This window comes from Xanthobacter tagetidis (assembly GCF_003667445.1).
In the GTDB taxonomy this organism is placed as follows: Bacteria; Pseudomonadota; Alphaproteobacteria; order Rhizobiales; family Xanthobacteraceae; genus Xanthobacter; species Xanthobacter tagetidis.
On the sequence record NZ_RCTF01000010.1, the window covers coordinates 89317 to 116136 of the forward strand.

At 69.0% G+C, this 26820-nt stretch carries 26 protein-coding genes; 16 read left to right on the plus strand and 10 right to left on the minus strand.

Features of this window, described 5'->3' with window-relative positions; translation table 11 throughout:
• Positions 1-6: 6 nt before the first annotated feature.
• Complete coding sequence (locus tag D9R14_RS13395; RefSeq protein WP_121623836.1) at positions 7-1197, minus strand: ABC transporter substrate-binding protein; 1191 nt, start codon at positions 1195-1197, stop codon at positions 7-9.
• Positions 1198-1497: 300 nt separating this feature from the next.
• Between D9R14_RS13395 and D9R14_RS13400 the strand changes: the two genes are divergently transcribed.
• Positions 1498-2457 (plus strand): LysR family transcriptional regulator, encoded by a 960-nt coding sequence (locus D9R14_RS13400; protein ID WP_121623837.1) that lies wholly within the window; start codon positions 1498-1500, stop codon positions 2455-2457.
• A gap of 90 nt (positions 2458-2547) precedes the next feature.
• A complete protein-coding gene (locus tag D9R14_RS13405) occupies positions 2548-3495 on the plus strand; it encodes a LysR family transcriptional regulator (RefSeq protein WP_245420799.1) in 948 nt (315 codons plus the stop codon).
• Positions 3496-3508: 13 nt separating this feature from the next.
• On the opposite strand, the gene D9R14_RS13410 is transcribed toward D9R14_RS13405, so the two are convergent.
• Genes D9R14_RS13410 through D9R14_RS13425 form a run of 4 tightly spaced genes read right to left on the minus strand, consistent with a single transcriptional unit; the run spans position 3509 to position 6202 of the window.
• Positions 3509-4168: a nitrile hydratase subunit alpha gene (locus D9R14_RS13410; RefSeq protein ID WP_121623838.1), complete on the minus strand. Its 660-nt coding sequence runs from the start codon at positions 4166-4168 to the stop codon at positions 3509-3511.
• A gap of 20 nt (positions 4169-4188) precedes the next feature.
• Positions 4189-4491 (minus strand): SH3-like domain-containing protein, encoded by a 303-nt coding sequence (locus D9R14_RS23495; protein WP_121623920.1) that lies wholly within the window; start codon positions 4489-4491, stop codon positions 4189-4191.
• Positions 4488-4817 carry an SH3-like domain-containing protein gene (locus D9R14_RS23500; RefSeq protein WP_121623839.1) on the minus strand — a complete coding sequence of 110 codons (330 nt, stop codon included), beginning with the start codon at positions 4815-4817 and terminating at the stop codon, positions 4488-4490. The genes D9R14_RS23495 and D9R14_RS23500 overlap by 4 nt, the downstream gene beginning before the upstream one ends.
• Positions 4818-4828: 11 nt before the next feature.
• Entirely contained in the window at positions 4829-6202 is a 1374-nt protein-coding gene (locus tag D9R14_RS13425; RefSeq protein ID WP_121623840.1) for a CmpA/NrtA family ABC transporter substrate-binding protein, read from the minus strand.
• A 259-nt stretch (positions 6203-6461) separates the two neighbouring features.
• Between D9R14_RS13425 and D9R14_RS13430 the strand changes: the two genes are divergently transcribed.
• On the plus strand, positions 6462-7463 hold the full coding sequence (locus D9R14_RS13430; RefSeq protein ID WP_121623921.1) for a formamidase: 1002 nt from the start codon (positions 6462-6464) through the stop codon (positions 7461-7463).
• 94 nt (positions 7464-7557) lie between these two features.
• Positions 7558-8658 carry an NAD(P)/FAD-dependent oxidoreductase gene (locus D9R14_RS13435; RefSeq protein WP_121623841.1) on the plus strand — a complete coding sequence of 367 codons (1101 nt, stop codon included), beginning with the start codon at positions 7558-7560 and terminating at the stop codon, positions 8656-8658.
• 4 nt (positions 8659-8662) lie between these two features.
• Here the strand turns inward: D9R14_RS13435 and D9R14_RS13440 are convergent, their stop codons facing one another.
• On the minus strand, positions 8663-9556 hold the full coding sequence (locus D9R14_RS13440; RefSeq protein WP_121623842.1) for a LysR substrate-binding domain-containing protein: 894 nt from the start codon (positions 9554-9556) through the stop codon (positions 8663-8665).
• A 150-nt stretch (positions 9557-9706) separates the two neighbouring features.
• On the opposite strand from D9R14_RS13440, the gene D9R14_RS13445 reads away from it, so the two are divergent.
• From D9R14_RS13445 to D9R14_RS23150, 8 genes are all read left to right on the plus strand, one after another.
• Positions 9707-10507: a transporter substrate-binding domain-containing protein gene (locus D9R14_RS13445; protein ID WP_121623843.1), complete on the plus strand. Its 801-nt coding sequence runs from the start codon at positions 9707-9709 to the stop codon at positions 10505-10507.
• Between the two features lie 45 nt (positions 10508-10552).
• Positions 10553-11215, plus strand: coding sequence for an amino acid ABC transporter permease (locus D9R14_RS13450; protein WP_121623844.1), 663 nt, complete (start codon positions 10553-10555; stop codon positions 11213-11215).
• Positions 11216-11218: 3 nt separating this feature from the next.
• The gene (locus D9R14_RS13455; RefSeq protein WP_121623845.1) at positions 11219-11869 is read left to right on the plus strand and encodes an amino acid ABC transporter permease; all 651 of its coding nucleotides are present in this window, start codon (positions 11219-11221) and stop codon (positions 11867-11869) included.
• Entirely contained in the window at positions 11856-12584 is a 729-nt protein-coding gene (locus D9R14_RS13460; protein WP_121623846.1) for an amino acid ABC transporter ATP-binding protein, read from the plus strand. Before D9R14_RS13455 ends, D9R14_RS13460 begins: the two co-directional genes overlap by 14 nt.
• Positions 12585-12600: 16 nt before the next feature.
• The gene (locus D9R14_RS13465) at positions 12601-13971 is read left to right on the plus strand and encodes an allantoate amidohydrolase (protein WP_500692517.1); all 1371 of its coding nucleotides are present in this window, start codon (positions 12601-12603) and stop codon (positions 13969-13971) included.
• Entirely contained in the window at positions 13968-15230 is a 1263-nt protein-coding gene (locus D9R14_RS13470; protein ID WP_121623848.1) for a M20/M25/M40 family metallo-hydrolase, read from the plus strand. The genes D9R14_RS13465 and D9R14_RS13470 overlap by 4 nt, the downstream gene beginning before the upstream one ends.
• A 122-nt stretch (positions 15231-15352) precedes the next feature.
• A complete protein-coding gene (locus D9R14_RS23145; protein WP_170168613.1) occupies positions 15353-17989 on the plus strand; it encodes a LodA/GoxA family CTQ-dependent oxidase in 2637 nt (878 codons plus the stop codon).
• Positions 17986-19059, plus strand: coding sequence for a tryptophan 7-halogenase (locus D9R14_RS23150; protein WP_170168614.1), 1074 nt, complete (start codon positions 17986-17988; stop codon positions 19057-19059). The genes D9R14_RS23145 and D9R14_RS23150 overlap by 4 nt, the downstream gene beginning before the upstream one ends.
• Before the next feature lie 26 nt (positions 19060-19085).
• On the opposite strand, the gene D9R14_RS13480 is transcribed toward D9R14_RS23150, so the two are convergent.
• A complete protein-coding gene (locus tag D9R14_RS13480; protein WP_121623849.1) occupies positions 19086-19787 on the minus strand; it encodes an outer membrane protein in 702 nt (233 codons plus the stop codon).
• Between the two features lie 189 nt (positions 19788-19976).
• Here D9R14_RS13480 and D9R14_RS13485 point away from each other — a divergent pair, with 189 nt between their 5' ends.
• On the plus strand, positions 19977-20375 hold the full coding sequence (locus D9R14_RS13485) for a DUF930 domain-containing protein (RefSeq protein WP_121623850.1): 399 nt from the start codon (positions 19977-19979) through the stop codon (positions 20373-20375).
• 77 nt (positions 20376-20452) lie between these two features.
• On the plus strand, positions 20453-20809 hold the full coding sequence (locus D9R14_RS13490) for a hypothetical protein (protein WP_210210849.1): 357 nt from the start codon (positions 20453-20455) through the stop codon (positions 20807-20809).
• Between the two features lie 251 nt (positions 20810-21060).
• On the opposite strand, the gene uvrB is transcribed toward D9R14_RS13490, so the two are convergent.
• Positions 21061-23661: an excinuclease ABC subunit UvrB gene (uvrB, locus tag D9R14_RS13495; RefSeq protein ID WP_121623851.1), complete on the minus strand. Its 2601-nt coding sequence runs from the start codon at positions 23659-23661 to the stop codon at positions 21061-21063.
• A gap of 266 nt (positions 23662-23927) precedes the next feature.
• Between uvrB and D9R14_RS13500 the strand changes: the two genes are divergently transcribed.
• Together D9R14_RS13500 and D9R14_RS13505 are read left to right on the plus strand one after the other, a co-directional pair.
• Positions 23928-24611, plus strand: coding sequence for a hypothetical protein (locus D9R14_RS13500; RefSeq protein ID WP_121623852.1), 684 nt, complete (start codon positions 23928-23930; stop codon positions 24609-24611).
• A 121-nt stretch (positions 24612-24732) separates the two neighbouring features.
• Positions 24733-25095: a DMT family protein gene (locus tag D9R14_RS13505; RefSeq protein ID WP_121623853.1), complete on the plus strand. Its 363-nt coding sequence runs from the start codon at positions 24733-24735 to the stop codon at positions 25093-25095.
• Between the two features lie 7 nt (positions 25096-25102).
• Here D9R14_RS13505 and D9R14_RS13510 read toward each other — a convergent pair whose 3' ends face one another.
• On the minus strand, positions 25103-26152 hold the full coding sequence (locus D9R14_RS13510) for a PQQ-dependent sugar dehydrogenase (protein ID WP_121623854.1): 1050 nt from the start codon (positions 26150-26152) through the stop codon (positions 25103-25105).
• Between the two features lie 92 nt (positions 26153-26244).
• Positions 26245-26595, minus strand: a complete 351-nt coding sequence (locus D9R14_RS13515; protein WP_121623855.1) for a hypothetical protein — start codon at positions 26593-26595, stop codon at positions 26245-26247.
• Between the last annotated feature and the right edge of the window lie 225 nt (positions 26596-26820).

Here is a 26820-nt window from a genome sequence, read left to right on the forward strand (position 1 = left end):
GCGCGCTCACTTGTCGTAGGGCGAGCCCTTGAAGGGGATCAGCTTGCCGTCGTGCCAGACGGTGAGCAGGTAGTATTGCGGCAGCAGGGCGTCCTGGCGCTCCGGGTCCTTCTTGTCGAAGGCGGGCTTGTAGGGGGCGACCAGGCCGTCGCGGCTGACCTCGTAGAGCGCCGCCTGCACCTTCTTCCAGTCGTAGGCGCCGGCGATCTTGATGGCGTCGGCCAGGAGGTAGACCGCGTCATAGGCGTCGGCGATGCCCGAGGCGGCCTTGATGTCCTTCGGGTCCTTGATGCCGGTCTTCGCCTCGATGGCGGCGAGCACCTTCTTGCCGGTCGCGCTCTGCTCGGTCTGGAACGAGTAGGTCTGCATCACCCGCACGCCGTTGGCGAGCGGCCCGGCAAGCTCGCCGAGATTGCCCGAGATGCCCCAGGCGCCGATGATGGTGGGCTTCCAGGACGACTTGTCCATGGACCGCAGGATCTGGTTGGCCTCGCGGTCCAGCGACCAGACGATCGCCACGTCGGCGCCGCTGTCGCGGGCGCGGATGACCTGGGGCGTCATGTCCTGGTCGTTCCAGTTGAACGTCTCGGCGGCGGCGAGCTCCTTGCCCTTCGCCGCGAGCGCGGCCTTGATGTCCGGCAGCGCGCCGTTGCCCCAGCCGGTGTTCTCGTAGAAGAAGGCGATCTTGCCGCTCTTCGAGACCTTGAGCGCCTCGTCCACCAGGAAGCGGGCCACCCACTTGTCCTTGGCGGAGATGCGGAACATGAAGTTCGGGTCGCGCCCGTTCTCGATCGCCTTGGTGTTGGCCGCCCACACGCCCATGTAGGGGATGCCGATCTCGTGGATCGGGTCCACCTGGGCGAGCGCCACGGTGGAGTGGAAGCCGCCGAGCACCGCAATGCACTTGTCGGCGAGCGCGATGCGGCGGGTGTTGTCGACGCCGCGCGGCGGGGCGCCGGCGTCGTCGTACTGGATCAGCTTGAGCTTCTTGCCCAAGACGCCGCCGGCGGCGTTGATCTCGTCGATGGCGATCTCGGCGCCGAGCTTGATGGCCTGGCCCGAGAATGCGGCCGGACCGGTGACGGCAACGGAATTGCCGATGCAGGGCTCCTGCTGGGCGAAGGCGCCGGTGGCCGAGAGGCCGAGCGCCACCGTCGCGGCCAGGAGCGTGCCGCGCAACGAAGTCTCTGGAAGCATTTTGTTTTCTCCTGCCGTCTACAGGATGAATGGGGTCGATGACGCCCCAAAAATCACGAGCAGGGAAAAGCTAGATGCAGGGTCTGGCAATCGACAAAGATTAATTTCCAATCATAGGTATCGGAAACGCCTATGACATATAACAATAGGCAATACCGATGCACCACAGCGCATAATAAAACATTGAAAATAATGGTGTTTCACATTTTGAATGCCCATAGCTTGTGCATATGGCGCATTATCATGCAGTTTGACAATCGCTCATGATCCGGTGAACGTTCCTCGCCGGAAGGGCACGATATGGAAATCCGGCAGCTCAAATACTTCGTCCAGATCGCAGAAAGCGGCAATTTCTCGCGCGCCGCCGAGATCCTGCGCATTGCCCAGCCTTCGCTCAGCCAGCAGATGAAGAACCTGGAGGAGGAGCTGGGCGTCGACCTGCTGCTGCGGCACGCCCGAGGCGTCACCCCCACCGAACTCGGCCAGCAGCTCTACGACCACGCCCGCCGCATCCTCCAGGAGGTGGACCGGGCGAAGGACGTGGTCCGCTCCAGGTCCCGCAATCCCTCGGGAAAGGTCTCGGTCGGCCTGCCCACCTCCGCCTGCCGCGGGCTCGGCTTGCCGCTCATCTCGGCGCTGGCCGAGCGCCAGCCCAACATCACCCTGCATGTGGTGGAGGCGATGACGGGCTATCTCGACGACTTCCTCCAGCACGGCCGCCTGGACGTCGCTTTGCTCTACGACCACAAGGCGTTCGAGCACGTGGCCTGGACCGAGATGATGGTCGAGGACCTGATGCTGTTCGTCCCGCCCCACCATCCGCTCGCCGGCGCCGAGGCGGTGACGTTCCGCGAGATGTTCGATCTGCCCGTGGTGCTGCCCGGCGCCCCGAACGTCATGCGCACGGTGATCGAGCAGTTCGCCGCCCGGCACGACGTGGTGCCCGCCGCCATGGCCTGCGACAGCCTGCCCACCATCTCGCGCCTGGTGCAGTCGGGCCGCGCGCTCGGGGTGATGCCGCACTTCGCCTTCCTCGACGAGATGGCACGCGGCGAGATGGTGGCGATCCCCATCGTCGAGCCGACGCCCTCCTGGCGGCTCTCGGTGGTGGTCTCCCAGCGCACCATGAACCCGCGCGGCGCCGAGGCGGTGGCCGAGGTGATGGCCGAGGTGATCGCCGCCATGGTGGAAAGCGGCGCCTGGCGCGCCAAGCTCACGGGGGAAAAGTCCCGCGCCGAGCCGCGGGCCGCGGCGCGCTGAACCGCCCCTCCCCTCCCCCGACGCGCCATCTGGCGCGGAGCTTGCCTGCGACTACGCCGGTCGGGCTGCTCGAACCTCTGCGGAGGCGTCATGAGCCTTTATCTGAAGCAGTTGCGCTATCTGGTGGCGCTGGCGCGGCATCGCCATTTCGGGCGAGCGGCGGCGGAATGCCAGATCAGCCAGCCCGCCCTGTCGCAGGCGCTGCGGCAGCTGGAGCACGCCTTCCAGGTGCCGATCGTCGACCGGCACAATCAGGGATTCGAGGGCTTCACGCCCCAAGGCGCCCTGGTGCTCGACTTCGCCCGCCGCACCCTGGACGGCTTCGCGCATCTGAACCAGGAGCTGCTTTCAGCCGGCAGCGCGCTATCCGGCCATGTCCGGCTCGGCGTGATCCCGGTCGCGATGCCCGGAATCTCCATCATCACCACCGCCTTCAACCAGCTGTATCCGAACGTGAGCGTCTCGGTGTCCTCGCTCAACTTTTCCGCGCTCAAGGCGGGCCTGGAGAATTTCGACGTGGATATCGGCATCAACTATCTGGACCACGGCGCATCCACGGGACTTAGGCCCTATTTCCTCTACGACGAGTCCTACTATCTCATCGCCCCCGCGGACCATCCCGTCGCCCGGCAGGACAGCGTGACCTGGACCGAGGCGGGGCGCCTTCCTCTGTGCATGCTGACCCCGGACATGCAGAACCGGCGCATCCTCGACCGGGTTTTCGCCAGCGTCGGGGCCTCGCCGCGCACGGTGATCGAGACCAATTGCGCGCTCGCTTTGTGCTCCCACGTGCGGCCGGGTCACTGGTTCGCGGTGGTGCCGAACACCTTCTTCCTCATGGTGGGCGAATGGAGCGAGACGCGCGCCATCCGCCTTGTCGAGCCCACGATCACCAATACCATCGGCATCATGGTGCTGGAGCGCGAGCCCCAGCCGCCGGCGGTGCGCGCCTTCCTGGAGGTGGCCGAGGACATCTCCATGGCCGACGAGCTGATGCGGTTTGCCCCAGCCAATGCCCGCAAGGCCCGCGCCGACTGACGGGATGCGGGTCTCAGGCGGCCGGCAGCACCGCGACGCCGATCATGCAGTCGCGCGTCACGAGTTCGGCCAGGGCCGCCTCGTCCATCGCCTGCGTGCCCTCGGGCCGCTGCGGCAGCACCAGATAGCGCATGTCGGCGTTGGAATCGTGCACCACCACGCGCATCGCGACGGGCAGCTCCAGCCCGAACTCCTTCAGAACGGCCCTCGGCTCGCGCACCACCCGCGCCCGATAGGCCTTGCTGATGTACCAGGCCGGCGGCTGGCCGAGGATCGAGCGCGGATAGCACGAGCACAGGGTGCAGCAGACGAGGTTGTGCGTGGCCTCGTCATTCTCCACCACGATCAGTTGCGCCTCGCCGACGCCGATGCCCAGCTCCGCGGCGGCCGACTTGCCATTGTCGAGCAGGCGCGCCTTGTAGGCGGCGTCGGTCCACGCGCGGGCGACGATCTTCGCGCCAAGATGCACGCCGGGCGCCTCGATACGCTCGATCTCCCGCCGCACCTCCTGGGGCGCCACAAGATTGCGCGCCACCAGGAGCGCCTGGAGCGCGGCGACCCTGATCTGCCCCTCGATGTTGCCGGCCTCGTCCTCCACCACAAGGGGCTCGTGGGGCTCGTGGCCGTGGTCGTGCCCATGGTCATGGTCATGCTCGTGACCGTCGTGGGTCATGATGCCTGTCTCCCGTCTTGTCAGGGGGCCGGCGGCGGCTCGGCGGCGGCCAGCCAGTGGTCATAGATCTCGATGGCGACCATGTCGTCGGCGGGGCCGTCATAGTCGGGCCACAGCTCGGTCATCGCGAAGCCGACCCGGTAGAGCGGCACCACGGGGCCGCACACGCGGCCGATCGCGAGGTCTTCGGGATTGAGGAACATGCCGGCGCGGTGCAGCACCGTGCCCACATGATGGCGCACATAGAAGGGCGTGCGCACATGGCCCGGCTTGCCGAGGTCGAGCACGCGCACCTTGTCGCCGGCATCGAAGCGCGGCCTCATGGCGCGCATTCGGGCGCCGGCTCCCACTGCGCCCGCGCCTCGGCCACCGCGGCCTCGTATTCCTCGCGTGTGAACACGCCCTTCTCGATCAGGATGTCGAGCATCGCTTCGAGGCGCCGGCGGTAGAAGGAATAGGACCGATACTTCTCCTCGCCGAAGGATTCGAAGCCGCGCCTGAGCTCGTCCAGCGACATCATGCGGCGGGTGCCGTCGCCGAGGACGTTGCGGATCGCCTCCACCTGCTTCTCCCACTGGAGCCAGGGCAGTTCGACGATGGGAATCTCGCCGGCGCTGGCGCCGCCGATGTCGTGATAGCCGCGGGTCATCGTCGTCTCCCTCACGCGCGCCGGATGGCGAAGCTGTCCACGTAGGCCTGGGGCTGGGACGGATCGAACACCTTGCCGAGGATGGTGTGCTTGATGGACGCCGAGGCCGGCGCGGCCAGCCCCATCTCCTTCATGCGCTTGGCTGCGTCGGTGGCGAGGAACACCTGCTGGGCGACGGCCTGGTAGTCCACGTCCTTCGGCACCATGTCCCAGCGCCGAAGCTGGGTGAGCAGCCAGACCGCAGTGGAGGTGTAGGGGAAGGGCTTGAAGCCTATGCGGTTCGGCTCGCTCACCACCTGGCCGAGACCGTCGGCATAGCGGCCCACCAGCACCTGCTCCAGCACCGTCTGCGGCTGGTTCAGATAGGCGGCGGGCGCGAGCAGTTCCGCCACCTTCTTGCGGTTCTCCTGCTTGTCCGCGAACTCCGTCGCCCGTACCACCGCACGGAACATGGCGCCGTAGCTGTTGGGCGCCTCGCTCACGAACTTGTCCGTGACCGAGACCACGCAGCACGGATGATCCATGAAGATGTCGCGCGTCAGCATGTGCAGGAAGCCGACGCCCTCGAACACCGCCCGCTGGCCCCACGGCTCGGCGAACAGCATGCCGTCGAGATTGCCTGCGGCCATGTTGGCCACCGAATCCGGCGGCGGAAACACGCGCAGCTCCACGTCCTTGTCGGGGTCGAGGCCATGCTCGGCGAGGTAGTAGCGCAGGAGCATGGCGTGCATGGAATGCTGGTGCGGGATGCCGAACTTGAAGCCCTTCCAGTCCTTCGGGTCGCGCCGGTCCTTGTGCTTCACGTGCAGCGTGATGGCGTTGCCGTTCACGTTCTGCACCGAGGAGACGTAGGTGCGCATGGCCGGGCCGCCGACGCCCATGGTCATGGTGAGCGGCATGGCGAGCACGAGGTGGGTGGCGTCGAATTCGGTTGCCGCCAGCTTGTCACGCACGATCGCCCAGCCGGGCGTGCGCGACAGGTTCACGCTCTCCAGCCCCTCCTTGCCGTATTCGCCCATGGCATGGGCCAGCAGCAGCGGCACGGTACAGGTGATCGGCACGTAGCCGATGTTAAGCTTGGTCTTCTCGGGCTTGGCCGCCTCCTGTGCGATCGCCTTGGCGGTGCCGAGCGGGAACATCTGAGCGATGGCCGCGAGCGCGGTTGCCGCCCCCACCGACTGGAGAAAGGCGCGGCGTTGCATGGGGTTGGGGATCATGGCGTTGAGCACCGCCGTCTCCACCACCCGGTCGACGTAGTTCTCGGTGCCCTCATAGGCATCGGCGCCCATGGCCGGGCCGAGCGTATCGCGATGCTGGCCCATGGCGCCGCGGCAGCCGCAGGCGCAATCCGGGCGGAGGCGGCGCGGTCGATGGTCCTCGGTCATGGTCTGGGCTTCCCTCGGCTGGCCACGGAACGGGCTTCGATGTGCAACCGCCGTGCCAGGGCGCCCGAGCGGCGTGCAGTCGCCGTAATATCAGGCCAGATAAGCCGCGCTTATGACGCGTTTAAACTCAGCCGCATCGATCGTAAGCGCGCAGAAGGTTACATTTTAATCTGTCTGACTTTTGAGATTCTGCGCATTTTATTTTTGATCCGCGGACCCGAACGCAGGCCGCAGCCACGGATATTCTATGGAGAACGCCATGAACGGACTCGGTGGATTGAACAAGTCGGACCAGGGCGTGGTCCTCGGCATGGTGCAGCTTCAATTGCCGAATGTCGTCACGCCTGCCGACCTCAAGGCGCAGACACAGAAGATCGTCGCCATGGTGGGCAAGGCGCGCCGCAACCTCGGCACCATGGACCTCGTCGTGTTCCCGGAATATGCGCTGCACGGCCTGTCCATGGACATCAACCCGGAGATCATGTGCCGGGTGGACGGACCGGAGGTCGCGGCCTTCAGGCAGGCCTGCATCGACAACAAGATCTGGGGCTGCTTCTCCATCATGGAGCTGAACCCCGGCGGCATGCCCTACAATACCGGCCTCATCATCGACGACCAGGGCGAGATCCGCCTCAACTACAGGAAGCTCCATCCCTGGGTGCCGGTGGAGCCGTGGGAGCCGGGCAATTTCGGCATCCCGGTGATCGAGGGTCCCAAGGGCGCGAAGATCGCGCTCATCATCTGCCATGACGGCATGTTCCCGGAGATGGCGCGCGAATGCGCCTACAAGGGTGCCGAGATCATGATCCGCACCGCCGGCTACACGGCGCCGATCCGCGCCTCCTGGCGCTTCACCAACCAAGCCAACGCGTTCCAGAACCTCATGGTGACGGCGAACGTGTGCATGTGCGGCTCGGACGGCGCGTTCGATTCCATGGGCGAAGGCATGATCGTGAACTTCGACGGCACCATCCTCGCCCATGGCGAGACCGGGCGGGCCGACGAGATCATCACCGCCGAGGTGCGCCCGGACCTCGTGCGAGAGGCCCGGCGCATCTGGGGGGTCGAGAACAACATCTACCAGCTCGGCCACCGCGGCTACGTGGCGGTGAAGGGCGGCGCGCAGGACTGCCCCTACACCTTCATGCAGGACATGGTGGCGGGCAGATACCGGCTGCCGTGGGAAGACGAGGTCCGCGTCACCGACGGCACCGGCTGCGGCTTCCCGGCGCCGACGCGCCTTTACGGCGGCGGCGCCTGAGGGCGCGGACCCGGCTTCGCTCCCGCCGCGATCGCATGTAGGTTGCCGCCGCCCGGCGCGGGTGCGCCGGCGATGATGCGGGCATGCGAGAACGATGGATCAGGTGGATTGCTTGGTGGTGGGCGCCGGCGTGGTGGGGCTCGCCGTGGCGCGGGCGCTCGCTCTGGCCGGGCGCGAGGTGGTCGTGATCGAAGCGGCGGACGCCATCGGCACCGGCATCTCCTCGCGCAATTCGGAGGTGATCCATGCCGGCATCTACTACCCGCCGGGCAGCCTGAAGGCGAAGCTGTGCGTGAAGGGCCGCGACGCGCTCTACGCCTTTTGCGCCAGCCACGGCGTCGCCCATCGCAGGCTCGGCAAGCTCATCGTCGCCGCCAGCGCCGACGAGGTCGCCTACCTGGAGAAACTGGCGGCCAATGCTGTGGCCTGCGGCGTCGACGATCTCCGCCTTTTGGACGGCGGCGAGGCGCGGGCGCTGGAGCCGGCGCTGTCGGTGCATGCGGCGCTGCTCTCGCCCTCCACCGGCATCGTCGATACCCACGGCTACATGCTGGCGCTACTGGGCGACATGGAGGCGGCCGGCGGCATGCTGGCCTTGTCCGCGCCCTTCGCCGGGGCCGATGCGGTTTCCGGCGGGCTCAGGGTGCGCACCGGCGGCCCGGAGCCGATGACCCTCGACTGCCGCCTCCTGGTGAACGCCGCCGGTCTCGACGCGCCCGCCGTCGCCCGCGCCATCGACGGCATGCCGCCGGCGCGGGTGCCGGAGCAGACGCTGGCGAAGGGCAACTATTTCTCCTGCACCCGCAAGGTGCCGTTCCGCCACCTCATCTATCCGGTGCCGGAGCCGGGCGGGCTCGGCACCCATCTGACGCTGGACCTCGCGGGCCACGGCCGCTTCGGGCCGGACGTGGAATGGGTGAGCGAGCGCCGCTACGAGGTCGACCCGGCGCGGCGCGGCTCCATGCTGGCGTCGATCCGCCGCTACTGGCCGCAGATCGATGCCGATGACCTCGTTCCCGGCTATTCCGGCATCCGGCCGAAGATCCCCGCCATCGGCGGCGGCGCGCCGGACTTCCTGATCCAGGGGCGCGAGGCGCATGGGGTGGCGGGCCTCGTCAACCTGTTCGGCATCGAATCCCCCGGACTGACCAGCGCGCTCGCCATCGGCGAGGAGGTGGCGGCCCTTCAGGCCTGATGCCTCAGCCCGCGGCCCCTTCCACCGCCGCCATGGCGCGGCGCCAGCGCAGGAATTCGTGCACCGCGGGCGAGGGCTCGTGGCGGCGGTAGATCATGTAGACGTCCGCCACCAGCTGCGGCACCACCGGGCGGAACACCACGTCGGCGCTGGTGAAGGCCTCGGTGGAGGCAGGCACCAGGGAGACCCCGAAGCCGGAGGCGATCAGGCTCGGGATCGACTGGCTGTCCACCACCTGCTGCGACACCTTGGGCAGGAAGCCCGCCTCGACGCAGCTCCGGCCGAGATAGCGTGCGAATTCCGATGAATCCGGGTGCAGCATCACGTGCTCGTCCTCGGCGAGGTCGGTCAGCGCCACTTCGCGGCGGCGCGCGAGGCGGTGGCGCTTTGGCAGGATCACCGAGATTCCCTCGTGCCAAGCGAGCGTGCTCTCCAGGTCCTGATGATCGGCCACCGAGCGGTTGAAGCTGATGTCGGTGCGGTGCTCCAGCACGCCCTGCACCTGCAGCGCGGGCGCCTGCTCGTAGATCACCGTGCGCACCTCCGGCGCCTCCCGGCGATAGGCGGCAAGCCATCGGGCGAGGCCGCCGCGCAGGATGGTGCCGGTGGCGCCGATCTCGATCTTGCCCGAGCGGCCGGCGCCGATCGCCTTGACCTGCTGGCGCGCCCGCTCCGCCTGGTCGAGCAGCGCCCGCGCCTGAACCTTCAGTTCGAGCCCCGCCGCCGTCAGTTCCACGCGCCGGCTGGTGCGGGTGAAGAGCTTCGTGTCCAGCTCCGCCTCCAGTTGCGCGATCTGCTGGGACAGCGGCGGCTGGGAGATGTGGAGCCGCTCCGCCGCACGGGTGAAGGACAGTTCCTCGGCCACGGCGGCGAAATAGCGGAGCTGCCGAAGATCCATATCTTTTCCAGATCAATCTAGTTCAACGATATATTGGACGTATCCCTTTATCCGCGCAACTCTGGTTGCAACGGCCGGACATCTGGCATCGCTCTTGCTGGACATCCGCGACCGCCCTTCCAGAACCGGGCACCATAAGGAAAACCTTCCATGAGCAAATTCAATGCCTTGCGCCTCGGCGCCGTCGCCGCCGCCTCGCTGGCCACCGTCTTCCTCGCCGCGCTTGCCCCTGCCGCCGCGGATGCGCTGGCGGATATCGAGAAGGCCAAGGTCATCAAGATCGCGGTGCCGCAGGACTTCGCCCCGTTCGGCTCGGCCGGGCTCGATCTGAAGCCCCAGGGCTACGACATCGACATGGCGAACTACATCGGCAAGTCGCTGGGCGTAAAGGTGGAGATCGTGCCGGTGACGAGCGCGAACCGCATCCCCTATCTGCAGACCAAGAAGGTGGACCTCGTCATCTCCAGCCTCGGCAAGAATGCCGAGCGCGAGAAGGTGATCGACTTCTCGGTGCCCTACGCGCCGTTCTTCTCCGGCGTCTACGGCATTGCCGGCGAGAAGATCGCGAATGCGGACGCCCTCGCCGGCAAGACCGTGGGCGCGACCCGCGGCGCCATCGAGGAGCAGGAGCTGACCAAACTCGCCCCGTCGACGGCCACCATCAAGCGCTACGAGGACAACAACGCCACCATCTCCGCCTTCATCTCCGGCCAAGTGGACCTCATCGCCACGGGCAACACGGTGGCCGCGGTGATCGCGGAGAAGAGCGCCGCCCGCAAGCCCGAGCTGAAGTTCGTCATCAAGGACAGCCCCTGCTACGTGGGCCTCAACAAGGAAGAGCCGGCGCTGCTCGCCAAGGTCAACGAGATCATCGCCAAGGCCAAGGCGGACGGCACGCTGGAGCAGCTCTCGCAGAAGTGGCTGAAGCAGCCTTTGCCGGCGACCTTCTGAGCCGCGCCCCGCGCCAGCGCCAAGACAGCGCCCCGGGGGCAGGCCATGCTCTATCAAATGAACTTCGGCGACCTCCTGCCCTACTGGCAGGTGCTCGCCCGGGGTCTCCTCTTCACCGTGGTGCTCACCCTGGTCTCCACCGTCGCCGGCATCTTCGTCGGCACGGCGGGGGCCTGGGCGCGGACCTTCGGGCCGAAATGGGCCGGAACGTGCGTCAGCATCTATGTGGAGTTGATCCGCAACACGCCGTTTATCGTGCAGCTCTTCTTCATCTTCTTCGGGCTGCCCGCCATCGGCGTGAAGATGGGGGAGGCGGAAGCCGCCTTCCTCGCCATGACCATCAATCTCGGCGCCTATTCCACCGAGATCATCCGCGCCGGCATCCAGGCGGTGCCGTACGGACACCTGGAGGCCGGCTCGTCGCTCGCCATGAGCCGGTGGGAAATCTTCCGCCACATCGTGCTGAAGCAGGCCTTCATGAAGGTCTACCCGGCACTGTCGTCCCAGATCGTCATCGTCATGCTGGGCTCGGCGGTGGTGTCGCAGATCTCGGCGGAGGACCTCACCTACGCCGCCAACTACATCCAGTCGCGGAACTTCCGCGCCTTCGAGGTCTACCTGGTGGTGACGGGCATCTACCTCGCGCTCGCCATCGCCCTGCGGGCCCTCCTGCGCGGCATCGCCCGTGCCGTATTTCCGAAGGGGTGAGCCATGCTTGAATTCACCTTCAGCGTGATCCTGGAGAACCTGCTCCTCGCCACGCGCTGGACCATCCTGCTCTCGCTCATCGCCTTCGTGCTGGGCGGGGTGGTGGGCCTCATCGTCCTGTTCGCCCGGGTCTCGCACAGCCGCGCGCTGCGCACCTTGACCATCGGCTACATCGAGCTGTTCCAGGGCACGCCGCTGCTGATGCAGCTGTTCCTGTTCTTCTTCGGCGTCGCCTTGCTCGGCGTGGAGGTCAGCCCCTGGGTCGCCGCCTCGCTGGCGCTGACCTTCTGGACCTCCGCCTTCCTCGCCGAGATCTGGCGCGGCTGCGTGGAGGCAATCCCGAAAGGCCAGTGGGAGGCCTCCGAGAGCCTGGCCATGACCTACACCGAGCAGATGCGCCACGTCATCCTGCCCCAGGCGCTGCGCATCGCCGTCGCCCCCACGGTCGGCTTCTCGGTGCAGGTCATCAAGGGCACGGCGCTCGCCTCGGTGATCGGCTTCGTGGAGCTGACCAAGGCCGGCACCATGCTCAACAACGCCACCTTCCGCCCGTTCCTCGTCTACACGCTGGTGGCGCTGATCTACTTCGCCCTGTGCTTCCCGTTGTCCTGGTATTCCAAACGTCTGGAGGGCCGCCTCAATGTCGCTCGTTAGCATCAAGGACGTGCGCAAGAGCTATGGCGCCAACGAGGTCCTGAAGGGCGTCTCGCTCGACATCAAGCGCGGCGACGTCACGGCCATCATCGGCCGCTCGGGCTCCGGCAAGTCGACGCTCCTGCGCTGCATCAACGGCCTGGAGACCTTCCAGTCCGGCTCGATCGCGGTGGACGGCATGGCGGTGGGCGACGGCAAGACCGACCTCAGAACCCTGCGCCGCCACGTGGGCATGGTGTTCCAGCAGTTCAACCTGTTCCCGCACCTCACGGCGGGCGAGAACATCATGCTCGCCCCCACCGTGGTGGCGAAGGAGCAGAAGGGCGAGGCGCGGGCCATGGCCGAGAGCCTGCTGGAGAAGGTCGGACTTGAAGGCAAGTTCGACGCCTATCCGGGCCAGCTCTCCGGCGGCCAGCAGCAGCGCGTCGCCATCGCCCGCTCGCTCGCCATGCGGCCGACCGTGCTCCTGTGCGACGAGATCACCTCCGCCCTCGATCCGGAGCTCGTGAACGAAGTGCTGCGCGTGGTGGAACAGCTCGCCAGCGAAGGCATGACGCTGATCCTCGTCACCCACGAGATGCGCTTCGCCCGCGATGTCGGCACCAAGCTGGTCTTCATGCACCACGGCCTGGTGCACGAGGAGGGCGACCCCAAGGCGCTGTTCGCCAATCCGGGCACGCCCGAGCTCGCCCAGTTCGTGGGCGGCATCCACTGACGCCGAGGCACCAACAATGACACGGGAAGAGGACGCGACCATGGAGCGCGCGCAGCCGGCCGTCCCGGCCAAGGTGGCGGCGGCGATGGCCGCGCGCATCGTCCGCCGGATCGAGGAGCTGGCGCGGGTGTCGGAGACCGAAGGCGCGCTCACCCGCGTCGCCTTCTCGGCCGAGCACGCCCGCGCCGCCAAGCTCCTCGTCGCCTGGATGGAGGAGGCGGGCATGCGCGCCCGCATGGACGAGATCGGCAACGTGATCGGCCGCTACGAGGGCGAAACGCAGGGCCTGCCCGCCCTGATGGTCGGCTCGCACTACGACACCGTGCGCGATGCCGGCAAATGGGACGGCCCGCTCGGCGTCGTCACCGCCATCGAGTGCGTCGCCGCCATCGCCGCGCGCGGCACGCGGCTGCCCTACGCGCTGGAGGTGATCGCCTTCGCCGACGAGGAGGGCACGCGCTTCTCCTCCACGCTGCTCGGCAGCCGCGCGGTCGCCGGCACGTTCGACGAGGGCGCGCTGGAGGCGAAGGACAAGGACGGCACCACCGCGCGCGCCGCCCTGGAAGCGTTCGGCCTCGATCCGCGCCGCATCCGCCGGGCCGCGCGCCGGCGCGAGGAGGTGCTCGGCTATCTGGAGCTGCACATCGAGCAGGGGCCGGTGCTGGAGGCGGAGGACCTGCCGGTGGGCGTCGTCACCGCCATCAGCGGGGCAAGCCGCTTCCTGGTCGAGCTCAACGGCATGGCCGGCCATGCGGGAACGGTGCCCATGGGGCTCAGGCGCGACGCGCTCGCCGGCGCCGCCGAATGCGTTCTGGCGGTGGAAGCCCTGTGCCGCGCCGGCGTCGGCGTGGTGGGCACGGTGGGCCAGATCACCGCTGAGCCGGGCGCCGCCAACGTCATCCCCGGACGCGCGCGCTTCTCCATCGACATCCGCGCGCCCGACGATGCCCAGCGCCGCGAGACCGTTTCCGACGTGGTGGACGCGATCGACGAGATCGCCTCCCGCCGCAAGCTGAAGGCGCGCATCACCAAGACCCACGAGAACGGCACCGCGCTGTGCGCCCCGCGCCTCAAGGCGCAGCTCGGCGCCGCCATCGCCGCGGCCGGGCACCGCGTGCTGGAGCTGCCGAGCGGGGCCGGCCACGACGGCATGGCCATGATCGACCTCACCGACATCGCCATGCTGTTCGTGCGCTGCAAGGGCGGGGTGAGCCACCATCCGAGCGAGCATGTGGACGAAAAGGACGTGGCGGCTGGCGCGCGGGTTCTGCTGTGTGCCATGGAGAACTTCGCGGCACCGGCCACCGGCGACGCACCTGACCGGAAGGCCAAGGCGGAGCCGAAGCCGCCCGGCCGCCGGGCGAACAGCCATCCGAGGAAGCCATGACCGCCGCCGTTCCCACCCCCGCGAGCCTCCGGCAGGACATCCTCGCCTTCGTCGATGGCGCGCAGGCGGCCGAGACCGCCTTTCTCGCCGAACTAGTGAAGGTGCCCTCGGACAACCCGCCCGGCGACTGCGCCCCCCATGCGGAGCGGGCGGCGGCGCTGCTGGAGGCGCTCGGCTTCACGGTGGAGCGCCACCGGGTGCCGCAGGCGCGGGTGCGCGCCGGCGGCATGGAGAGCGTCACCAACCTCGTGATCCGTGAGCGGTTCGGCGATGGCCCGGTGGTGGCGCTCAACGCCCATGGCGACGTGGTGCCGCCCGGCCTCGGCTGGAGCGTCGACCCCTACGGCGCCGAAGTCCGCGACGGGGTGATGTACGGCCGCGGCGTCGCGGTCTCGAAGTCCGATTTCGCGACCTATGCCTATGCGCTCCTGGCGCTGAAGGCGGCGGCGCGGGCCGGCGCGCGCTTTGCCGGCACGATCGAGCTGCACTTCACCTATGACGAGGAGATCGGCGGCCTGCTCGGTCCCGGCTGGCTGCTGGAGGAGGGCATCACCAAGCCGGACTATGTGGTCTCGGCCGGCTTCGCCTACGACATCGTCACCGCCCACAATGGCTGCCTGCACCTGGAGGCGGAGATCATCGGCCGCTCGGCGCACGCCGCCATGCCGGACACGGGCGCCGACGCGCTGGAGGCGGCGACCGCCGTCCTGGCCGCGCTCTACCGCCTGCGGCACCGCCTCAAGGCGCAGCCTTCGGCGGTCCCCGGCATCGGTGCGCCCGGGCTGACGGTGGGGCTCATCTCCGGCGGCATCAACACCAATGTGGTGCCGGACAAGGTGAGCCTGCGCATCGACCGCCGCATCACCCCGGAGGAGGACGCCGGCGCGGCCGAGGCGCAGCTCCACGAGGCCATCACCGACGCCGTCGCCGGCCTGCCGGGCATCTCCTGCCGGCTCACGCGCATCCTCATCGCCACGCCCTTCGTGCCCATGCCGGGGCAGGAGCGGCTCGTCGGAGCGATTCGCAAGGCGGCCGAGGGCATCATGCCGGAGCCGGTGGGCACCAAGGGCGTGCCGATCTACACCGACGCGCGGCTCTATTCGGCCGCGGGCATCCCCACCGTGCTCTACGGCGCCGGCCCCCGCACGCTGCTGGAGGCCAACGGCCACCGCGCGGACGAGAAGCTGAAGCTGGACGATCTCCACAAGGCGACAAAGGTGGTCGCGCTCGCGCTGGCGGACCTCCTGGCGCCGGCCTGAGGGCGTCCGGCCGGCATGAAATTTCTTCAGGTTTCAACACGCCGGCAATTTGCACTAGCTTCCCCCTCGGCGGGCGCGCCGGCATCGAGCCGGAGCGCCCGCCGCACGGGGGATTTCGGCAGATGGGTGCGTTGCTTTCGCGCCGCGCGTTCGTGGCGGGACTGGCGGTGGGTGTATCCGGCGCGGCCCCGGCCCGGGCGGCGACGCCGGCCGATCTCAACCGCATCCAAAGGGTGGCGATCCACCCCGCCATCGGCATTGCCCGCGTCGGCAACAGCGACGACGCCTTCTTCTTCGGCCCCGAGATGCCGGGCGGCGTGCCGCGCGGTCCGTTCAAGGACCAGTCCGGCGCCATGGCCAAGCAGGCGGCGCGCTTCCGCATCTACGGCTATGACGCCCAGGGGCGCGTGGTGGCCGAGATCACCGCGAAGGAGGCCGAGATCACCTGGCAGGTGGCGGTCGCCAACACCAAGGCCCTCTGGTACGACGCCGACATCGCCTTCGACCTGCCGGGCGCCCCCGCGGCGGACCGCCGCAACGGCGCCGTGACCGACCGCGCCTCCCTCGCCATCGTCGCGACGCCGCGCACGCTCACCGGACCCGGCGCCCGCCCGCGCCCGCTCGACGGCGGCGCCTTCAAGGGCCGGCCCATCTCCCTCGGCGAGGTCATGACCGACGCGGACGGGCGCCTCGTGGTGCTGGGCGGCTCCGGCGCCGCCTATGCCGCCGACGGCGCCCCGCCCATGAGCGGCTATGCGGACAATGACGGCTGGGCCGACGACACCTGCGACGGGCCGGTGGATGCGAGCGTGAAGATCGGCGACCGGGTGTTCCAGGCCGAGCCCGCATGGGTGGTCAGCGTCGGCCCCAATTACGCGCCGGCGGTGGCGAGCGGCCTCGTCTCCCTTCACGACGTGGTGGACGCGGCACTGGTGGATGCCGGGGTCCGCCGCGCGCCGTCCACCGAGTTCGAACGCCATGTCTGGCCGGTGTTCGAGCGCATGGCCGACCTGCAATGGGTCAATGAGGGCTTCTTCCAGAAATACGGCTTCGGTAGCGCGCGCGACTTCTCCAGCGTCGCCTGGCGTTCCCGCCTCGCCGACGGCTCGGCGGGCAATGCGGCGCTCAGGGCCGAGATACTCGCGCTGTTCCGCGATCCCGCCTTCACCCGCGTGGAGCCGGACCTCGAACCGCAGCTCTACGGCGACAAGGTGGTGCTGCCGCCGGACGCCATCGAGCCGCGCCAGTGGCTCGCCCTGACCCCGCTCCAGTACCGGCACCTGAAGGCCTGGGCCGAGGGGCGCTTCACCCGCGCCCCGGAACGGCCGCGCAACCGCCTGGAGGATTTCACGCTCGCCGACCAGCCGGGGGCGCTCGACCGCGCGGCGATGGAGGCCAGCCTCGGCGGGCCGTTCCATCCCGGCATCGAATTCCCGTGGATCGCCCGCGTCGCCTGGATCTGGGGCCCCGACATGCGGTTGAAGTCCACGGCGCGGGCGCCGGACCTCACCGACTACGGCGCCGTGCTCACCGCGCCGAAGGCGCTGTCGAAATCGGGCCCGCTCGCGCGCCTCGGGCCGGGCGGCATCACCCAGTGGATGGGCCTGCCGTGGCATGCGGATTGGTCGAGCTGCCGCGCCGGCTATGAGAGCGCGGTCTCGCCGATCCTGCCCGCCTTCTGGCCGGCGCGGGTGCCCACCACGGTGCTGACCGAAGCTGACTACAAGGTGGTGATGGACACCGCCCGCTCCATCGACGAACGGCGCGCCGCCTTCGCCCGCCGGCGCGACTGGGAGCGCTTCATCAGTGCCCCCACCCGCCCGCCGGTGCTCGCCGCCATGGCGCAGGAATGGCACCGCCTCGGCCTGGTGCAGGAGCGGCCGGGACCGACCGAAGGCCCCTTCCCTGCCAGCATGAAGGTGGAGACCCTGGTGGGCTTCGCGCGCGAGCCCGAGGTGGCCTACGGCGCCAACACGCTCTACCCGCAGATCGGCACCTTCCCGCTGGTGACGGCCAATTCGGACGACAACAGCCTGCGCCTCGTCGCCGCCGACGGCGAGGTGACGCAGATGCGCCTCACCGCACCCTTGGAGCGGCCCGAGGGCATGACGCGCAACCTCGACGGCAATCTCTATGTCTGCTGCATGAACGGCAACGTGGTGCGCCGGGTGACGCCCAAGGGGGTGGTGACGCTGTTCGCGGAAGGCTTCTCTTCGCCCGTCGGGATCGCCGGCGACCGCCAGGGCAACCTCTATGTGGCGAACTTCGTGGAGAAGGGCTTCATCAGCGTCATCACACCCGACGGGAAGAGCCGCGTGCTGGTGCCGCCCGAGGCCGGGCTCGTCTCTCCCATCGGCATCGTCGTCACGCCGGACGGCGCGCTGCTGGTGAGCTGGGGCGGCGCCTCGGTGGCGCGCATCGACCTTGCCACCGGCAAGGTGATCGACCTGCACTGGCTCACCAACTTCCACAACCCGCGCCAGATGGCCTACGACACCTCCTACCGCCTCTACGTGGCGGACCAGATGAACAATGCAGTGCGCCGCTTCGATCTCATGGGCGTGCCGATCCCGCTGATCCTGCGCGGAGCGACGCTGACCATGCCGTTCGGCCTCGTGTTCGACGTGAAGGGCGACCTCTACGCCTCGCAGACCCGAGGCACCCTCATCAAGCGGGTGGAGCTGAAGGGCGAGGTCGGCATGGTCTCCGACTTCGCGGACGGCCTGCCCAATCCGGGCGGCGTCGTCTTCATCGGATGAGCGCTTGCAGCCTCCTGGTGGTGGGCGCGGGACCGGCCGGCGCCGCCGCGGCCGCCACCGCCGCGGGCCGGGGCTGTGACGTGACGCTGCTGCATGATCCCCGCCGTGGCCAGGCCTGGGCGGGCGAGAGCCTGCCGCCGGGCATGCCCGATCTGGTGGCGGCCGTGTTCGGCGCCGCGATCCTCGACGGCCACCTGCCCGCTCACGGCACCCGTGCCGCCTGGGGCAGCGATGCGCTGGAGGAAACCGACTTCCTCGCCAACCCGCTCGGCGGCGGCCTGCTGCTCGACCGCGCCCGCTTCGATGCCGCGGCGCGGGCCGCGGCGGTGGCGGCCGGGGCGCGGCTGGTGGAGGGACGCGCCAGTGCGATCATGCACGCGGACGGCGCGTGGCAGATCGCCCGCGCGGAAGGCGGCGCGCTCACGGCGCGCTTCGTCATCGACGCCACGGGACGCTCCGCCGCCGTCTCGCGCCAGCTCGGCGCGGGGCGCACGGCGGCCGACCGGCAGGTGGCGATCGTCGCCGCCTTCGCCGATGCCGGCGACGGCTTCCATGGCACCAGCATCGAGGCGGTGCCCATGGGCTGGTGGTACACCACGCCCCTGCCCGGCGGCCGGCGCGTGCTGGCCTTGCTCACCGACGCCGACCTCTGGCAGGCACGCACGCAGGACTGGCCGGCGCTGCTCGGCGAGACCCGGCACATGGCGCGCTGCGCCGGCCCTTCCGCGTCCGCCGCCCACCCGCGCGCCTGGCCAGCGGAGAGCGCGAGCGCCCAGAGGCTTCACGGTCCGGGCTGGCTTGCGGCCGGCGACGCGGCGATGACGTTCGATCCGCTGTCCTCGCAGGGGGTCTCCGCGGCCGTGCTCATGGGCTCGCGCGCCGGCGCGGCGGTGGCGGACGCGCTTTCGGAGGGAACGATGCCAGACCTCGCGCCCTGGGCCGAGGACTACCGGACATTGGAAGCGGAGACGGCGGACCTGCGCACCTATTACGCGCGCCTGGAGCGGCGCTGGCCCACGGCGCCGTTCTGGGCGCGGCGCGCCGCCCAGGGCGCGACCCGATCAAATTGAATCAATTTGATCGGGCATCGTGTTCTCTAGCGCATGGCGTAGCGCACGCCGAGCCGCACCTGGTGGGCGGAGAGCCCCTCCACCTCCAGCGGCACGCTGCCCGAGGGCATGGGCGCGGAGACCGAGCCGAGATTGACGTAGCGATAGCCGAGATCGACGCTCAGCGCCGAGGTGAAGGCGTAGCTCACGCCCGCCGAGATCGAATAGGCGAAGTTCCAGCTGTTGCCCTGGGCATAGCTGATCGGGGCATCGAGGGAGATGATGCCGAAGCCGATGCCGCCGCCCACATAGGGCGTGAAGCCGGCGAACGTGCCCACGTCCCAATAGAGATTCGCCATGCCCACGGTGGCGCTTGCGCCCACGTCGCCGGCCACCGTCGCCGTGCTGCCGAGGGAAAAATAGTCGATGGTGCCGTCGACCCGGAACGGGCCGGAGAAATCGTAGCCGAAGCCGCCGCCGATCGACCAGCCGGACCCGTAGTCCGGGCTGGGATTGAGCGGCACGGCCGCAGAGGTCACCGCGCCCGAGCGCGGCGCCACATAGCCGGCGTCGCCGCGCAGATACCAGCCGCTTTCCGGCCCGTCGTGCACCTCCGGCGAGGCGAGCGAGAAGTCGCCGGCCTTGCCCAGGCGAGGAGCCGGATCCGCGGCGAGAGCCGCCGCAGCCGAGGCCGCGAGCGCCGCTGCGCTGAGAGGCAGAACCTTACGCCACATCACGGGACGACCCATGTTTCACCGATCATGGGCCGCAGGTTGCCACGGGATGCTTAAGCAGCGATTAACCCTGACAAGGGGTTAAGATGGAACAGCGCGCGCCGCGCCGGCCCTCCCTTCCGACAGCACGTCCCGGTCCCATCCTCGCCACGAAGCTGCCTAGAATCGCGGCCGATGGATCATCCTGATTCGGGAGCGGCCCTGATGCAGCGTGCCTTCCGCGCGGCCCTGGCTTTGGTGCCCGCCGTATTCCTCCTCGCCACCCCGGCCGCCGCCGGGGGGCATCGCGACGACATGATGCTCCACGTCGACATGGCGACGCGGATCGAGCAGCGGTGCAACGCCCGCGCCATGGGCCAGCTCGGCCGCGAGGACAAGACCATGCGCCCGGAGGAGGTGGTGGCCTATGCCTTCGCCGAACCCAAGCTCGGCAAGGCCAGCATCGCCGCGCCGGGTGCCGCGGTCCGCAGCCGCGGCCACTGGTATCACCTCGCCTATCAGTGCCGCACCAGCGCCGATGGCATGGAGGTGGAGGACTTCCGCTACCAGCTCGGCGCCGAGGTGCCCCGCAACCAGTGGGACGCGCACAGCCTAGTGGAGTGAGTGGGCGGCGGGCCGGCGCGGAATTTTCCTCGATCGGCGCGGCGAAACGCGCTTTCCTTTGCCAAAGGATCGAGCCCATGACCGACCCCGTCACCGACGACACCAGCGGTACCGCCCCGGCGGACGAAGCCGCTCCCGCGGCTGAGGCCCCCAACCGGCATCGCACGGGCCGCCATCACAAGCTGCGCAGCCAGGCCACGCCCGGCGCGGCAGCGGGCGCCGGAGCCGTCGGTGCCGGCGCGCTGGGCGTCGGCTCGGTGGGCGCCTTCGCCCTGGGCGCGCTGGCGGTGGGCGCGCTCGCCATCGGAGCGCTGGCCATCGGCCGCCTCAGCATCGGCCGGGCGCGCATCAGGCGGCTGGAGATCGAGGAACTGGCGGTCGGCAAGGTCGTGCCGCTGCCGAGGGACGGGAGCCGCCACGGGCAGAGGCGCTGAAGCGACCGTGCCCCGCCTCGACGCCTCCCGGGCAGCGTCATGCCCCGGCTTGTCCGGGGCATCCACCCTGCCGACACGCCGCGCATCAAGACCAAGCGCCATCCCGGCCGCAAAGTGGACCCTCCGGACAAGCCGGAGGGAGACGGGGCGCTTTGGTGGAGGGCGCAGCGCTTCCAGCAGCATGGCGCCGGGCTTCTAGCCGTAGCGCGACGGGCGCCCTGCCGAAGGGCGGCGGTGCCCGTCGGGCTGCCCTACCCCTTCGTCCGCCGCCCGCCCTTGCGGAATCCCTTGGTGCCCGGATCGGGTCGCGGTCCCGGGCGGAAGGCGTCTTCGCTGAGGGGCACCGCGCGGTCGGTGCCCGGCCCCATGTCGTCGAGCGAGGGCATGTGCGCGCGCGGCGCGAACATGGGCATCTCCGGCGCGGAACCGCGCGGCGCGGCGCGACCTTCCGGCGCGCCCGTCTTGCTCGCGCCCGTCTTGGCCCCCCGCCCCTTCGCCTTGCCGGCCTCCTTCGGCGGCTCGTTGGCGGCGCGGCCGTATTTGCGCGGGCCGCGGAAGCCGCCGGTCCTGTCCTCCACCGCTTCCTGGCGGGCGAGCGGATCGTCGGAAACCGCAAGCTCGGTCGCCTCCAGCCGGCGGATTTCATCGCGCAGCCGGGCGGCAGTCTCGAAGTCGAGGTCGGCGGCGGCGGCGCGCATGCGCTTTTCCAGGTCCGCCATGACCGCCTTGAGATTGTGCCCGAAGGCCGCCCCCTCCTCCGCGAGGCCCGCATCCACCTGCACGTGGTCGCGCTCGTAGACGGAATTGAGGATGTCGCCGATGGCCTTCTTCACGCTCTCGGGCGTGATGCCGTGCTCGGTGTTGTAGGCCATCTGCTTCTCACGGCGGCGGGTGGTCTCCGCCATGGCCCGCTCCATGGAGCCCGTCACCTGGTCGGCATAGAGGATCACCCGCCCGTCCACATTGCGCGCGGCGCGGCCGATGGTCTGCACCAGCGAAGTTTCAGAGCGCAGGAAGCCTTCCTTGTCCGCATCGAGGATAGCCACCAGCCCGCATTCGGGAATGTCGAGGCCCTCGCGCAGCAGGTTGATGCCGATGAGCACGTCGAACGCGCCGAGCCGCAGGTCGCGGATGATCTCGATGCGCTCGATGGTGTCGATGTCCGAGTGCATGTAGCGCACGCGGATGCCGTTCTCGTGCAGATATTCGGTCAGGTCCTCCGCCATGCGCTTGGTGAGCACCGTGACCAGCGTCCGGTAGCCCTTGGCCGCCACCGCCCGCACCTCGCCGAGCAGGTCGTCCACCTGGGTGCGGGCCGGACGTATGTCCACGGGAGGGTCGATCAGGCCGGTGGGGCGGATCACCTGCTCCACGAACACGCCGCCGGTCTGGTCCATCTCCCACGAGCCGGGGGTGGCCGAGACGTGCACCGTCTGGGGCCGCATGGCCTCCCATTCCTCGAAGCGGAGCGGGCGGTTGTCCATGCAGGACGGCAGGCGGAAGCCGTATTCCGCCAGCGTCGCCTTGCGGCGGAAGTCGCCGCGATACATGGCGCCGATCTGCGGCACGGTCACATGGCTCTCGTCGATGAAGACGAGGGCGTTGTCGGGCACGTATTCGAACAGGGTCGGCGGCGGCTCGCCTGGCTTCCTGCCGGTGAGCCAGCGCGAATAGTTCTCGATGCCCGCGCAGCTTCCGGTCGCTTCCATCATCTCCAGGTCGTAGCGGGTGCGCTGCTCCAGCCGCTGCGCCTCCAGCAGGCGGCCCATCTTGTACAGCTCGTCGAGCCGCATCTTCAGCTCGGCCTTGATGCCGCCGAGCGCCTGGATCAGCGTCGGCCGGGGCGTGACATAGTGCGAGGCGGCGTAGACGCGCACGCTCTTCATGTCGCCGCTCTTGTGGCCGGTGAGCGGGTCGAACTCGGAGATGCTCTCCACCTCGTCGCCAAACAGGCTCACGCGCCACGCCCGGTCCTCATAGTGGGCCGGGAAGATCTCCACCACGTCGCCGCGCACCCGGAAGGTGCCGCGCGCGAAGTCCGACTGGATGCGCTTGTACTGCAGCGCCACGAGGTCGGCGAGCAGCGCGCGCTGGTCGATGCGCTCGCCGACCTTGATGTCGAAAGTCATTGCCGAATAGGTCTCGACCGAGCCGATGCCGTAGATGCACGACACCGAGGCGACGATGATCACGTCGTCCCGCTCCAGCAGGGCGCGGGTGGCGGAATGGCGCATCCGGTCGATCTGCTCGTTGACGGAGGATTCCTTCTCGATATAGGTGTCCGTCCGCGGAACATAGGCTTCGGGCTGGTAATAGTCGTAGTAGGAGACGAAGTATTCCACCGCGTTGTCGGGGAAGAAGCTCTTGAACTCGCCATAGAGCTGCGCGGCCAGCGTCTTGTTCGGCGCCATGACGATGGCCGGGCGCTGGAGCGTCTCGATCACCTTGGCCATGGTGAAGGTCTTGCCGGAGCCGGTGACGCCGAGCAGCACCTGGTCGCGCTCGCCCGCCTGGGCCTGGGCGCAGAGCTCCTTGATGGCCTGCGGCTGGTCGCCGGCGGGCTGGAAGTCGCTCTTCATGGTGAAGGGGACGCCGCCTTCGGACTTCTCCGGGCGCGGCGGACGGTGCGGCACCCAGAGCTGGCCCGTGACCTCCGGCCGCCCCTCCTCGATCAGCCGCGAGAGCGCCTGCACGGTGGCGGATGCCCCGCCGGCGGCGAGGTCGACCGACAGGTCCGCGGGGTCGAGACCCAGGGACTTCGCGAGGGCGGGATCAAGCGCCTGCTGGGGCGCCGGCTCGAAATGACGCTGGGAGCGCTCGCCGAGCTTGCCGGGACGGGATGCTTTGGCCATGGCGCCAATATGGGGCCGCCGGCCAGCGGGGAAAAGGGCGCAGCGAGATATCCCCTGAATGGGGTGCATCAAATATGTAACACAACTCAAGAATGCAGCGAGCCTCGCTCCAAAAGGATTGATGAATCGTTAATGCAATCTGAAGCTGCATCCACTCACTGCTCGGGGGGCAGGGTATGGAGCGGATCTTGGCAAGGGCGACCGCCCTGGCGCTATGCGTCGCAACCGCGGGCTGCGACTGGACGACCACGACGGCACGGGACTCCATGCGTCCCGCCCAGTTGGTCGATTTCGCGGTTCCGGTCGCCTATGTGGACCCCGCGACCGGCACGGTGAGCGACGATGCGTCGGTGCGCGCGGCACGGACCGGCGACGCCTTCCAGACCGCCTTCTCGCACCGGGCGATCCCGGTGATGACGATGACGGACGTCAGCATTGCGGAATCCTCTCCGGCGCGGCGCGACTTCGTGCAGGACGCCCTGCTTCAGCGCTCCGACGTGCTGTGCGAGCATTTCGTCGACGGGATGTACATTCGCGTCACCGAACGCAAGTTCCTGCTGGGCGAGACCGCTCTCATCGCCTCGGCGGTGGGCGCCTTCTCCGGCGGGGCGGCGGCCGAGGCGCTGAGCCTCGTCTCCACCATCGCCCAGGGCACCGACAAGCTCGCCGACACCACCATCCTCCAGAACCAGCTCGTCACGCTGATCGCCGCCAAGATTCGCTCCAACCGGCAGCAGATCGTGGAAGAGATCATGAAGCGGCGGGTCAAGAACGGGCTGCCCACCTCACTGGCCGCCTACCCCGTCTCGCTCGCGCTCAGGGATGCGCAGGCCTACCACCAGCAATGCTCGTTCATGTCCGGGCTGACCAACCTGACCGAGCAGGCGAACAAGCCCAACGCCTCCGCCACCGCGCCCTCGGCGCCGGCGAAGAAGGAGGGGAGCAACTAGGCGTCCGGCAGGCGCCGATGCGGCATGCCCCAGCGGCTGTTGCGTCCGGAAGCAATTGGCGATCCTCTGCGGACTCCCTTCCGAATCCGGCCCCGGCCGGGTTCTCCGCGCCGGATCGCCCATGCCGAACCTCTCCACTCTTCTGCCGCCCCACCTCTCGCCCATCCTCATGCTGGTGGCCTCGAACGTCTTCATGACGTTCGCCTGGTACGGCCACCTCAAGTACAAATCCTCGCCGCTGCTGATCGCGATCCTGGCGAGCTGGGGCATCGCCTTCTTCGAATATTGCCTGGCGGTGCCGGCCAACCGCATCGGCTCGCAGGTCTATTCCACGGCCCAGCTCAAGACGATGCAGGAGGTCATCACCCTCCTGGTCTTCGCCGGCTTCTCGGTGCTGTACCTGAAGGAGCCGCTGGGCTGGAACCACCTGGTGGGCTTCACCCTGATCGCGGCGGGGGCCTATTTCATCTTCCAGAAGTTCTGACGGCGCCTCAGCGCGCCGGCACCACCCGCACGATGGCGCCGTCCTCGGCATCGAGGGCGAGCCAGAGCGCGCCGTCCGGCCCCTGGCGCACGTCGCGCACCCGCGCGCCGATATCGAGGCGCTCTTCGCCCGCGACCTTGCCGTCGGCGATCTTCACCATCACCAGCGTCTGCGCGGCGAGGCCGCCGGTGAACAGGTGGCCCTTGAAGGCTGGCATGAGGTCCGCGGTGTAGAATGCGGCGCCGGAAGGGGCGATTGAGGGGTCCCAGTAGAACAGCGGCTGCTCCATCCCGGCCTTCTCGGTGCCCTCGCCGATCCGGCCGCCGGAATAGTGCCGGCCATAGCTGATGACCGGCCAGCCATAGTTCCGGCCCGGCTCCGGCCGGTTCACCTCGTCGCCGCCGCGCGCGCCGTGTTCGATGGTCCAGAGGGCACCGGTGGCCGGCTCCAGCGCGGCGCCCTGCACGTTGCGGTGGCCATAGCTGAAGATTTCGGGCCGCGCGCCTGCCTTGCCGCGAAAGGGGTTGTCGGCCGGGATCGAGCCGTCCGGATTGATCCGCACCACCTTGCCGATGGTGGTGGACAAATCCTGCGCGCGCTCGGAGAGGGAATAGCGGTCGCCCAGGGTCACGAACAGCGTTCCGTCGCGAGCGAAGACCAGCCGGGAGCCGAAATGCTGGCCCGTCGCGTGGACCGGCTCCTGACGGAAGATCACCTTGAGGTCATCGAGCCGGAGCGCCTGAACATCCAGCTTCGCACGGGCCACCGCGGTGGCAGCCCCGCCCGTCCGCGGCTCGGCATAGCTCAGATAGATGAAGCGGTTGGCGGCGAAGTCGGGATCGAGCGCGACGTCGAGCAGGCCGCCCTGGCCCACGGCGAACACCTTCGGAACGCCGGCCACCGGCTCGGATGCCCGCCCCTCGCCATCGACGATGCGCAGCCGGCCCGGCCGCTCCGTCACCAGAACGCGGCCGTCCGGCAGGAAAGCCATGCCCCAGGGATTTTCGAGCCCCTGGGCGAACGGCACCACGCGCACGCTCTCGCCTGCGAAGCGCATCGGCGCGCTATCCTGCGGCGCAGCCGATGCGGCGCCGGCGGCGAGCGCGGCCACTGCAATAACGATGAAAGAGAAAACCCGGTGCCGTCCAATCACGGCTGGCGGCGAACAGCGACCTTCGCCGCCGCCCTGCGGCGCACGGCAAGACCGGCCAGCATTCCGCCGCCGATGAGCGTGACGCCCATGAGCAGGGCCGGCCCCGACACGCTCTGCACCGCGGTGAGGGTGGCAGCGGCCGCGCGGTCGATGCTCAGCACGAAGGCAACCGTGCCGATGGCGAACATCAAAGCGAGCGTCAGCGCCGCCTGCGCCACCGCGTCGCCGGCCTTGTGCGCGCGCACGGCGCGGGCGAGCACTTCGGGATCGGCCGCGGAAAGCGGCGTCCGCGCGGAAAAGCCGGCGTGACCGAGAACGCGGGACTCAAAGTCGAAAGGCTCCGACATGATGCACTCGCTCGATGTTCTTGCCGACCCGGGCATTACCGCCGCGAATCAGCTGATTCGACCTGTAAAGGGTGGAGTTCAACTGTGGCCCAACGGCGGAGAACCATGGCGACATCGTGACACCTGGTCACGGTCCCGCGATTTCCCGCCGCGTACCAAGCAGTTGGAGGCTTCGGCCCCGCGCCACCTGACCGCCGATCAACCTGCGCCCGCGAAAAAAGGTTC

Bases quoted from the DNA above. Each gene is read 5' to 3' on its own strand.
- D9R14_RS13395 (WP_121623836.1), bottom strand. From the start codon at position 1,197: ATGCTTCCAGAGACTTCGTTGCGCGGCACGCTCCTGGCCGCGACGGTG.
- D9R14_RS13400 (WP_121623837.1), top strand. From the start codon at position 1,498: ATGGAAATCCGGCAGCTCAAATACTTCGTCCAGATCGCAGAAAGCGGC.
- D9R14_RS13405 (WP_245420799.1), top strand. From the start codon at position 2,548: ATGAGCCTTTATCTGAAGCAGTTGCGCTATCTGGTGGCGCTGGCGCGG.
- D9R14_RS13410 (WP_121623838.1), bottom strand. From the start codon at position 4,168: ATGACCCACGACGGTCACGAGCATGACCATGACCATGGGCACGACCAC.
- D9R14_RS23495 (WP_121623920.1), bottom strand. From the start codon at position 4,491: ATGAGGCCGCGCTTCGATGCCGGCGACAAGGTGCGCGTGCTCGACCTC.
- D9R14_RS23500 (WP_121623839.1), bottom strand. From the start codon at position 4,817: ATGACCCGCGGCTATCACGACATCGGCGGCGCCAGCGCCGGCGAGATT.
- D9R14_RS13425 (WP_121623840.1), bottom strand. From the start codon at position 6,202: ATGACCGAGGACCATCGACCGCGCCGCCTCCGCCCGGATTGCGCCTGC.
- D9R14_RS13430 (WP_121623921.1), top strand. From the start codon at position 6,462: ATGAACGGACTCGGTGGATTGAACAAGTCGGACCAGGGCGTGGTCCTC.
- D9R14_RS13435 (WP_121623841.1), top strand. From the start codon at position 7,558: ATGGATCAGGTGGATTGCTTGGTGGTGGGCGCCGGCGTGGTGGGGCTC.
- D9R14_RS13440 (WP_121623842.1), bottom strand. From the start codon at position 9,556: ATGGATCTTCGGCAGCTCCGCTATTTCGCCGCCGTGGCCGAGGAACTG.
- D9R14_RS13445 (WP_121623843.1), top strand. From the start codon at position 9,707: ATGAGCAAATTCAATGCCTTGCGCCTCGGCGCCGTCGCCGCCGCCTCG.
- D9R14_RS13450 (WP_121623844.1), top strand. From the start codon at position 10,553: ATGCTCTATCAAATGAACTTCGGCGACCTCCTGCCCTACTGGCAGGTG.
- D9R14_RS13455 (WP_121623845.1), top strand. From the start codon at position 11,219: ATGCTTGAATTCACCTTCAGCGTGATCCTGGAGAACCTGCTCCTCGCC.
- D9R14_RS13460 (WP_121623846.1), top strand. From the start codon at position 11,856: ATGTCGCTCGTTAGCATCAAGGACGTGCGCAAGAGCTATGGCGCCAAC.
- D9R14_RS13465 (WP_500692517.1), top strand. From the start codon at position 12,601: ATGACACGGGAAGAGGACGCGACCATGGAGCGCGCGCAGCCGGCCGTC.
- D9R14_RS13470 (WP_121623848.1), top strand. From the start codon at position 13,968: ATGACCGCCGCCGTTCCCACCCCCGCGAGCCTCCGGCAGGACATCCTC.
- D9R14_RS23145 (WP_170168613.1), top strand. From the start codon at position 15,353: ATGGGTGCGTTGCTTTCGCGCCGCGCGTTCGTGGCGGGACTGGCGGTG.
- D9R14_RS23150 (WP_170168614.1), top strand. From the start codon at position 17,986: ATGAGCGCTTGCAGCCTCCTGGTGGTGGGCGCGGGACCGGCCGGCGCC.
- D9R14_RS13480 (WP_121623849.1), bottom strand. From the start codon at position 19,787: ATGGGTCGTCCCGTGATGTGGCGTAAGGTTCTGCCTCTCAGCGCAGCG.
- D9R14_RS13485 (WP_121623850.1), top strand. From the start codon at position 19,977: ATGCAGCGTGCCTTCCGCGCGGCCCTGGCTTTGGTGCCCGCCGTATTC.
- D9R14_RS13490 (WP_210210849.1), top strand. From the start codon at position 20,453: ATGACCGACCCCGTCACCGACGACACCAGCGGTACCGCCCCGGCGGAC.
- uvrB (WP_121623851.1), bottom strand. From the start codon at position 23,661: ATGGCCAAAGCATCCCGTCCCGGCAAGCTCGGCGAGCGCTCCCAGCGT.
- D9R14_RS13500 (WP_121623852.1), top strand. From the start codon at position 23,928: ATGCGTCCCGCCCAGTTGGTCGATTTCGCGGTTCCGGTCGCCTATGTG.
- D9R14_RS13505 (WP_121623853.1), top strand. From the start codon at position 24,733: ATGCCGAACCTCTCCACTCTTCTGCCGCCCCACCTCTCGCCCATCCTC.
- D9R14_RS13510 (WP_121623854.1), bottom strand. From the start codon at position 26,152: ATGCGCTTCGCAGGCGAGAGCGTGCGCGTGGTGCCGTTCGCCCAGGGG.
- D9R14_RS13515 (WP_121623855.1), bottom strand. From the start codon at position 26,595: ATGTCGGAGCCTTTCGACTTTGAGTCCCGCGTTCTCGGTCACGCCGGC.